The 9,829-nt window shown below is 26.5% G+C and carries 12 protein-coding genes; all 12 read left to right on the top strand.

Annotated elements, in window-relative coordinates:
• The coding region (locus Q5F54_RS06740) for a hypothetical protein (protein WP_302334133.1) at positions 1-224 on the top strand (224 nt) is incomplete at its 5' end.
• Between the two features lie 27 nt (positions 225-251).
• On the top strand, positions 252-1,454 hold the full coding sequence (locus Q5F54_RS06735) for an ATPase, T2SS/T4P/T4SS family (protein ID WP_288525622.1): 1,203 nt from the start codon (positions 252-254) through the stop codon (positions 1,452-1,454).
• Between the two features lie 30 nt (positions 1,455-1,484).
• Entirely contained in the window at positions 1,485-2,297 is an 813-nt protein-coding gene (locus Q5F54_RS06730) for a hypothetical protein (RefSeq protein ID WP_288525619.1), read from the top strand.
• 21 nt (positions 2,298-2,318) lie between these two features.
• Positions 2,319-3,065 carry a hypothetical protein gene (locus Q5F54_RS06725; protein WP_288525617.1) on the top strand — a complete coding sequence of 249 codons (747 nt, stop codon included), beginning with the start codon at positions 2,319-2,321 and terminating at the stop codon, positions 3,063-3,065.
• Between the two features lie 45 nt (positions 3,066-3,110).
• Entirely contained in the window at positions 3,111-3,473 is a 363-nt protein-coding gene (locus tag Q5F54_RS06720; protein WP_288525615.1) for a hypothetical protein, read from the top strand.
• Between the two features lie 125 nt (positions 3,474-3,598).
• Positions 3,599-3,745: a hypothetical protein gene (locus Q5F54_RS06715; RefSeq protein ID WP_288525613.1), complete on the top strand. Its 147-nt coding sequence runs from the start codon at positions 3,599-3,601 to the stop codon at positions 3,743-3,745.
• A gap of 157 nt (positions 3,746-3,902) precedes the next feature.
• Positions 3,903-4,046, top strand: a complete 144-nt coding sequence (locus Q5F54_RS06710) for a hypothetical protein (RefSeq protein WP_302168813.1) — start codon at positions 3,903-3,905, stop codon at positions 4,044-4,046.
• 291 nt (positions 4,047-4,337) lie between these two features.
• Positions 4,338-4,568 carry a hypothetical protein gene (locus Q5F54_RS06705; protein WP_288525610.1) on the top strand — a complete coding sequence of 77 codons (231 nt, stop codon included), beginning with the start codon at positions 4,338-4,340 and terminating at the stop codon, positions 4,566-4,568.
• A 33-nt stretch (positions 4,569-4,601) separates the two neighbouring features.
• Positions 4,602-5,633, top strand: a complete 1,032-nt coding sequence (locus tag Q5F54_RS06700) for a hypothetical protein (RefSeq protein ID WP_302334132.1) — start codon at positions 4,602-4,604, stop codon at positions 5,631-5,633.
• A gap of 16 nt (positions 5,634-5,649) precedes the next feature.
• Positions 5,650-5,880, top strand: a complete 231-nt coding sequence (locus tag Q5F54_RS06695) for a hypothetical protein (RefSeq protein WP_288525607.1) — start codon at positions 5,650-5,652, stop codon at positions 5,878-5,880.
• Between the two features lie 115 nt (positions 5,881-5,995).
• Positions 5,996-8,191 (top strand): VirD4-like conjugal transfer protein, CD1115 family, encoded by a 2,196-nt coding sequence (locus tag Q5F54_RS06690; protein ID WP_288525604.1) that lies wholly within the window; start codon positions 5,996-5,998, stop codon positions 8,189-8,191.
• 54 nt (positions 8,192-8,245) lie between these two features.
• Positions 8,246-9,829, top strand: a 1,584-nt coding sequence (locus tag Q5F54_RS06685) for a pLS20_p028 family conjugation system transmembrane protein (RefSeq protein WP_302334131.1), incomplete at its 3' end; no start/stop codon positions are given.

Genomic DNA, 9,829 nt, shown 5'->3' with positions numbered 1-9,829 from the left:
GTGCAAGAGTTGAAGAAAACTATGTAGATGTTATAGACATGACATTTGAAGAAAATTTTGAAAAGTTATTTTATAAAAATTTAAATATAGATATTAATATTAAAGATATATCGTACAAGTATTTACGAGATAAAAATAACAAAATTAAGGCAGTAAGTGTTAAAGTTACTGATAGTAATGACACAGATTATAGAACCGTTTTGAAAGAAAATACGACATATTAAAATATATAAATGAAAGGATAAAAAAATATGAGTTTAGTAAATGATAATGTTTTAGATGAAATAAAGAGAGATTTAAAAGAGAATTATCCCGAGTTATACTTAGATGCATTTTTAAACATAGAAGCAAGGGAACTTATAAAAGATATATTAAAGAAAAAGCATAGTTTACTTTTAAAAGATGAAGAACGCTTAGAGTATGTAGTCCAAGAAACCGTAGGACTTGGGGTTATTGATGATATATTAACTAAGCATCCGTTAGTTACAGATATTTCTTACAATGCAACAGATTTAACTATAGAAACACCCGAAGAAAAGTTTGTATATAATGGAGAAGTTGAAGAAGATTATATAATAAAAATAATACAAAAATTCGCAAATGCCGTAGGTAAAGAATTTACGCCCAAAAGCCCGATATTAGATGCATCATTTAGTAATTTAAGAATAAATGCAGTTCATAAAGTAAATTCCCCATATGGAACAACAATGTCAATAAGGGTTACAAGACCTCGCCTTGCTTTAAATATAGATAACTTTGAAAACTTTGCTCCTATGTATGTATTAGACTTATTTAAAGCCATGATAGAAGTCGGAAGTAACATAGTTATTTCGGGTGAAGTTGGAACGGGTAAAACAGAGCTACAAAAACTATTAGTTGGATTTATCCCTTTTGACCAAAAGATAGTTACAGGCGAGGACACACTAGAAGGACATTTTAAGACGCTATATCCCGAAAAAGATATAATAAGTTGGCTTACTACAAATAATGTTTCATTTACGGATTTAATTAAGGCGGCACTAAGAAACAATCCAGCATGGATTATAATTTCTGAAACTAGAGGTAAAGAAGCATACGAGATGATTCAATCTGTTTTATCGGGACATAGAATTATAACAACTGCTCATGCAGTAAATGCAAAAGCAACACCTACAAGATTTGTGAACATGGCAAAACAAGGGTATCAAGTTGACGAAGAAGCACTTAGAGGTGATATTTATAGATATTTCCATTTTGGGATTCATATAAAAAAGAAAAAAGTAAATGGAAAAACAGTTAGGTATCTTTCTGAAATTGTTGAATACTTAGACGGTGAAAAAACAAATACGGTATTTGAAATGAAAGTTGAAGATGATAAGTTTATACCACAGATAGGTACATATAGTAATGATTTTAAAAATAAATTAATTGAATTTGGTTCAATTTATAAAGGCTTACCATGTTACAACTATTAGTAATCTGAATAAGAAAAGGAGGATAAGTCATTGATTTTCAAAAAGAAAAAAATATTAACTATAGACGAGTTAAATGCTTACAAAATAGCATATGGTAGTCCATTAAAAAGAAAAGAATTATTTTTCTCTTTAATGATTCCATTTGTAGTAGCATTTTTCTATACATTTATTTTGTTTTATAATTTGTGGCTACCACTTATAACAGGTATTTTAGCAATGATATACTCATATGCATATATCATTCCACAACAAGTAAAGAGGGGTTATGAAAATAATGCTTTTCGTGAAAAGAATAATTTTGTAAATAATATGACACAGATATTAACTAACAATGAAAAGACAGTATTACAAGCATTAAAAACTGTTGCAGACAGAGCCAATGGAGAATTTAAAGAAGATTTATTAAAGTTACAAGCAAAAATTGTTGATGGGAGTAATCAAGATATTCAAGATTCTTTTCAATGGTTAGCAAACAAATATGAAAGTGATGTAATATTCTCTTTATATGTAGAGCAATTAACTACACTTGTAATTGAAGGTAGACATAATATAGAAACTCTAAAAGACATTAAAACATATCACAATGAAATAAAAAAAAGACAAGAAAAGTTCTTTATTCAAAAACAACAAAAAGAATGGGAATTTAAGTTTATGTGTAAAGTAGGACTTCTTTTTATAGGTACTATAACAATGTCGTTTGGATTTAGTCAATTTATAGAAGTATATGCACATAATCTGATTGGGTGGGTATCTAGTGTTATATACCTATTTATATTAGCAAAAACATACCATGAATTCTTAAATAGAATGGGTGATGATAGTATTATGGAAGTACAAGTTTAAATTGGAGGTGTATATTTAAAAATGGATTTTATCACAAGGGAGAATGTAGTTTTACATGAAACGATATGGCATAAGTTAGCAGAGAAAAATTTATATAAAATGCTTAAAGAGTTAAGATATACTGATGAAATGTTTATTAACTATCAAAAAAATAGATTTAAGAAATGTTCAGTATTTTTAATAGTTGGTGTAATATTATCATTTATACAACCGTATTTAATTCTAGCAGGAATTGCTTTAGCATTACTTCAATGGACTAACGAATATAAAAGAGTAAAGAGAATTTATAATAACTCATTATTTCAAAAGCAATTAACATTTTCTAAATTTACAAGAATGTTAATACCATACTTACTTCAATCTAATTCTACTTTATACAATGTATTTAACAAAATGTTGCTTAGATTAGAAGAAGGATATGTAAAAAGTAGTTTAGAAAATCTTATAATTGAGATGAATGATAATCCAAATTCAGAAGAACCTTTTAAAAAATTTGCATTAACTGCTTCGGGAACTGACCAAGCAGTTTTATTTATGACAACATTATATGATTATCAACAAAATACATTTGATAGTTCTATTATTGAAGAACTAGGTAAAATGGCTAGTGAACAATTATTTAATGGAGTTGATGAAATAATAGATTTCAAATTAAGAAAATTTAATATGTTCCCTACTAAAATAACAATGCTTAGTTTAATAATTGTTTTTGGATATATGATTTCAACATTTATCAACTTATTTAAAGATTTTTTAATAGGAACATAATATAAATTTTAAACATGAAAGAATAATTAAAAAAGAGGTGATATTTTGTTAGAAAGTAATATAATGATAAATGTAAAATTGTATATATTTGCAATAATGACTACATTTATAGTTGCAATATCTATATTCTGTTTTGAAATACAACAAGTTAATAGTTTTAGGCAATATGTAGACGCTCAAATAGAAAGAAATGGTGGCTTAACTATAAATGCTATGAGTAATATAGACGATTATAATGAAAAACATTACAAAGGAAGATTTAGAGTAAGTAGTAATCAACTAAATCAAAAACTCCCTTTTGGCTCTATAGTTGACTATCAAATAGTAGGGGAGTATAAAATTTTATTCTTCAATCTTGGTACTCAAAGTTATCCAATTAAAGGGTCATCAATTTCACTTGTAAGATAAAAGAAGTTAGTTGAATCAAAAGACATAAATTTATGTCTTATTTTTATGTAAAAAAATGTTCCCCGAGAACAAATTTTATTAGTTAGTAAAAAATAAATTATTAATATGAAAAGGAGAGAATTAGAATGTTAGACCAAAATACGGATAGAGGTTCATGGGCAATGATAGCCTTAGTAGTAGCAGGAGTTGCATTATTATTAGTAAAGGCAGGTTCAAATGAAATAGGAGCATTAATACTAGATAACATAAAAGCATTATTTGTTACACCATAACAAATAAAAATTTAATTAAGGGAGAGTTTTAATACTTTCTTTTTTCTGTATATAAGTGAAAGACTTCTTTAAAATAAAATGTAAAAAATGTTCCCCGAGAACAAATTTTATTAGTTAGTAAAAAATAAATTATTAATATGAAAAGGAGAGAATTAGAATGTTAGACCAAAATACGGATAGAGGTTCATGGGCAATGATAACCTTAGTAGTAGCAGGAATTGCATTATTATTAGTAAAGGCAGGTTCAAATGAAATAGGACAATTAATATTAGATAATATAAAAGTATTATTTACAGGATGATAATTGAAAGGAGAGTATTAATACTCTCCTTTTTTTTAAGCTAAATGTAGTATGTATTTTTATTCAAATAAATTAAAAGGAGAGTAAAGAAATGTAAATGAATCATAATATTGGAATTGTATTTATATCACTATTAAGCATAGTAGTATTATATATACTACTATATATAAACCTAAAAAGTAGACAGGTAATAGAATAATATTTTGATTAAAGGAGAGTTTCAATACTCTCCTTTTTGTATATAAGTGAAAGACTTTTTAACAAATATAAAAGAAGAAAGGGTGATTAACTATGGCCAAGCCTAATAGTAAAGAATTTAAGAGAGTAAAAAATATAGCAGAGATGTTATTAAACTCAGAAGGTGTAGAACATGATGAATGGTTATATGAACAATATTTAAAAGTTCAAGATAAATATTCAGAAATCTTTGAAGATGCTCTGAGTTTCTATTTAGCACATAAAAAATCAGATGAAAGAAAACCGTTCTTAGGAACACAATCAACAAATAATACTGAGGATTAGAAAATATTTTGATGTAGTAAAGGAGCAATTTGAATGATATATATAAAGTTTACAGTAGATAGCAGATTAAAAAAAATTATATCTTCAAATAAAAAATATTCATTACAAGAGGCATCTTCTATATTAGAAAAATTAGAAGAACATACTAAAAATAATAAAAGTATTGAATCTGTAGAATATTCAATACTAGAAAATCAAGACTTATTATTTAGAGATAGGTATATTACTAAAAATGGAAATCAAACCGATATAATACTACTTGTTAAAGAAACATTAGATACAGTATTTAGAGATTATCCTCAAGGAGAAAAAGATTTATTGCTAAATAAACTTGATAAGGCAATGAATGAGAATATAGATTCAAGTTATGAAGAAAGACAATATGGAATAGAATCAGAGTTTAAGCAGGAGGAAGAAGAAAGAAGAAATCAGTTAGAGTTAGAACTTAAGCAGGAAAAAGAAGAAAGAAGAAATCAGATAGAATTAGAATTTGAGCAAGAAATCGAAGAAAAAAAGAATCAGCTAGAGTTAGAGTTTAATCAAGAAAAAGAAAAGATAAATCAGTATTTAGAATCAGAACTTAATCAAGAAGAAGAAAAAATAAGTCAGTATGTGGAATTAAAACTTAAGCAGGAAGAGGACAAAAGGAATCAAATAGAATTAGAGCTTAAGCAGGAAAAAGAAGAAAAAAGAAATCAGTTAGAGTTAGAACTTAAGCAGGAGGAAGAAGAAAGAATAAATCAGATAGAATTAGAGCTTAAGCGGGAAAAGGAAGAAAAAAGAAATCACTTAGAATCAGAACTTAAACAAGAAATCGAAGAAAAAAGAAAACAATTAGAGTTAGAACTTAAGCAGGAAAAAGAAACTATAAACAATATGAAAAATAACTTAAAAAAAGATTTAAATAAAGAAAAGTTATTAAAGAAATATATAAAAAAAAATGAAAAATTAAAAAAGACAATGTATAAAAGAAATAATATTGTATTCAGCATTTCAAAAATAATATTTATGATTTGTTGCATTATAATAGGACTTTCTTTATATAAAAATTTATTAAAACTATAGAAAAGAGGTATTAAAAATGGTTGAAAATTTAGCGAATTTAGCGAATGAAATGATTTCATGGTTACAAATGATAGCAGTACCAGCAACAGGAGTTACATTAGCGATTGGTGGATTTAATCATATGTTTGGTGGTAGAAATGGTTTTGAAAAAGCGAAACCATGGTATATTGGAAGTGCAGTAGGATTAGTAATTGCATTAGGTGCAACTAGCATAACATCATTTTTACAAAGTAAAATAACATTTTAGTATCAACAAAAATAATATAAGTATATGAAAAATACAAGAAGAACTTTCATTTAAAAGTTCTTTTTGTATTTTATGAAAATATATACTATAGTATTAGATTGTAGGTGGATTTATTTTGGATTTAGATATGAAAAAATTTTTAGAAGATAAGAATTTAGATAAAAAAGTTAGTGAAAAGTTATTAGATGATAAGTTTATAAAAAAAATAGCAATAACAATTTTAGTTGGAACAATGTCATTTCTAAATTTATTGATGGAATTTACAACAAAATCAATAGGAGCTTTACTTGGTGGAGATAAGCCAAGTATATTTGGGATGTTTAATTTTTCATATATGCTATATTTTTTTCCGATATATTTAATTGTAATAGGAATAGTTTTATTTGCTAGTGCAAAGTTAGTTCTAAACTTAAAAAATTCATTTGAAAGTATTGAAGATGGACAAAAAGGGACTGCATCATTTACTACAAGAGAAGAGATAGATGAACAATATAAATCTGTTCCACTTCGTGATGAAACTTATGAAGGTGGAGGAGGTGTTCCTATAGCTTGGAATAAAGAAAAGAATGTTATCTATATAGATGATAGTCCTGTTAATAATCTGATAATAGGAACAACTAGAAGTGGTAAAGGTGAAACTTTTGTTGTACCAACAATAGATATATATTCAAGAGCAACTAAAAAACCTTCTATGATAATAAATGATCCAAAGGGAGAACTTATTGCCATGAGTAAAGAAACTCTTGAACAAAGAGGATATGAAGTTTTAATGCTTAATTTGATAGACCCTATAAATTCAATGAGTTATAATCCTTTAACACTTATAATAGATGCCTACAAAAGAAAGGATTATGGAGAAGCACAATTACTGTGCCAAACATTGACTTATTCAATATATAATGACCCAAATACAAAAGATGCTTTTTGGCAAAATACTGCAATGAGTTTAACTAATGCTTTAATTCTTGCATTATGCGAAGAATGTATTAATAATAGAGAAGAATATAAAATAACTCTTTATACTGTTGCCAATATGTTAAATGAACTTGGAGTAGTAAAAAAGACTCCTGATGGCAAAGAGTATTATGAGATAGACAATTACTTTGATAAAATGGATAATACATCAGTAGCAAAGATGCAATACTCAACTACGAAATTTGCTAAAGAAAATACTAAAGGAAGCATTTTAGTGTCAGCAGCGAATAAGTTAAATACGTTTACATTTGAAAAAATAGCGAAGATGACAAGTAAAAATTCATTAGATTTTAAATCTGTAGGATTTCCTATAGGAAGTGAAAAACCTAAAGCAATATTTATGGTAACGCCCGATTATGATAAATCAATTCATGTAATAGCAAGTATATTTGTTAGACAAATGTATTATGTTCTTTCTAAAGAATCTACATTATCAATTTCGGGTAAATGTGATAGAGAAGTAATATTCTTACTAGATGAATTTGGTAATATGCTACCAATAGAAGGTATGGCAAATATTATAACTGTTTGTCTAGGTAGAAATATTAGATTTAACCTTATAATACAAGCATATTCTCAACTTAGAAATTTATATAGTGATGATGCACCAACGATTGAAGGTAATTGTGGTAATCAAATTTATATATTAACTAATGAAGATGAAACTGCTGAAAAGTTTTCTAAATTGGTTGGTGAAAAGACGATAGTAATAAAATCAAGAAGTGGTGATAAATACGAACTAGAGAAAAATCATAGTGAGAGTTTAGATGCTAGAAGATTATTAACATCACAAGAGTTAAGAGCTTTAAAGATGGGTGAAAGTGTCATTGTAAGAGTAATTAAAAGAAGTGATAAAAAAGGAAATAGAATTGTTCCAAAACCTATTTTTAATAACAATGAGTATGCTATGAAACATAGATACGAATATTTAACTGATACATTTTGTAACTCAAAATCATTATTAGATATAGAAGTTGACAGTCTACATAAGGATGTTGATTATAAAGAGTTGGGATATTCATATAAGAGTAAAGATAAGAAAGAAGAGGAAGTAAATGAAACAAATGAAAAAGTAAAAGAAATTCAGAGTAAAAAAGTAAATAATGAAGAAAAAAGAGTTGATGAAGTTAGAGAAGATAATAGGGTTATTACACTAGATGAAGATATTAAAAGTAAACTAAAACAGTATCTAAGTGAGATAAGTCTTTTATATGATGATATAGATGATTTAATAGATAAAAGTAAGACATTTAATTACTTATTAGAAAAAATAGATGAAGATGAAAAAGAAGTAATTAAAGAAATAAATCAATTTATAATACTACAAAAAGTCTAATATTAAATTAGGCTTTTTATTTTGTAAATATTTGAAATAAAGTAGGTGTAATAGGTGGGAGAAAGTGAAATAATCAGTATTCTTAGTAATAGTGAAATATTTAATTTAACGAGCATACTTAAAACTCTAATTAGAGGTATAGGGTGGGGAATTATAAATTTATTAGCCTTTATATCAAATGGTATTGAAACGGTGGTAAATGAAATATACTCACTAAATGGTTTCTTTTCGAGTCAACAGTTAAATGATTTTATAGATGAAATATTACCGTTAGCATGGGTGATACTTGCATTATCTATTGTTTTCTTAGGATATAAATTAATATTTGATAGAGAGTTCAGAGTAAATAATGTATTTAAAAATATTGCATTATCTATAGCCGTATTTATGTTACTTCCAATGTTTATGAGCCATATGGAAAAAATGACAACGACAGGAGCATTGGGTTTAAAGTCGGAATATAATTTATCAGCAAATAAAGTAATAAAAGATAATTTATATGATTTATATTACTTAGATGAAAATAATTTCAACTTAAGTAAAAAGAATAATATACAAGAAGATTTGATAAGTCTTATAAATATAGATGAAATAGTAGATGCATCATTAGTTAAAAATAAAGATGTATTTAAAAATAAAATATCATTAGACCCAAATGGACAAAAGAAAAAAGAAGCACTTGGAAATGGATTTTTAGGACTAGGAAAAGAAGAATACTATAGATACAACTTTGATTTTTTTGTGATACTTACAACACTTTCTTGTACGACAATAACACTTTTAGCAACATTATTTAAGGTTTCAAGGATAATATTTGAATTGGGATTTGTAAAATTATTTGCTCTTTTATATTCATTTGCAGATATAGCAAATGGTCAAAAACTAAAAGAAGTAATTAGATATATTGTATCAAACTTTGTAGTACTATTTTTAATATCAGTACTTTTAAAAATGTATTTAATGTTTTCTTCGTGGGCATCAGAAAACTCAAAAGGTATAACACAAACTATATTGCTAATAGGAGCATCAATAGCAGTTATAGATGGTCCGAATCTAATAGAGAGAATATTTGGTATAGATAGTGGAGTTAAAAGTGGTTGGAGTATTGTTAGTGCTGGATATATGGGAATGAAAGGAGCAATTTCAACAGCTAAAGGATTAGATTCTATAGCCAATTCAATTAAAAATAGTGCTATTGGTGGGGGAAGTATGGCATCGGGATTTATGAAAGGATTTAGAGAAGCAAATAAAGGTGGTAAATTAGAGGATGCTATGAACTTAAAAAACAATTCATCTAATATAGAAGATAATAAAGATATTTCTAGTAAAGATTCTAGCTTACACTATCAAATGGATTCTAAAGATGGTTTCCAAATATCAAAAGATGATAGTGTAAATACATCAAGTGATAATAATATGCAATCAGTAAATGAAAGTAACAATTTATCTAATAAAGAATCGAGTAATATAAATAATGAAAGTATTGAAAATACAAGTGGTTTACAAATAACAGATTCTAAATCTTTAACTGATGATTTAATTTCACTAGATGAAGGAATAAGCAATCTAAATGAGTTAGGGCAAAGTAATACTTTATCAGATAAACCATTAGAGGAAAGCATGAATGACTTTAATAAA

Origin of the sequence: uncultured Romboutsia sp. (assembly GCF_958366745.1) — a bacterium.
GTDB classification, from domain to species: Bacteria; Bacillota; Clostridia; order Peptostreptococcales; family Peptostreptococcaceae; genus Romboutsia; species Romboutsia timonensis.
This window is presented reverse-complemented; position numbering and strand designations above follow the sequence as displayed.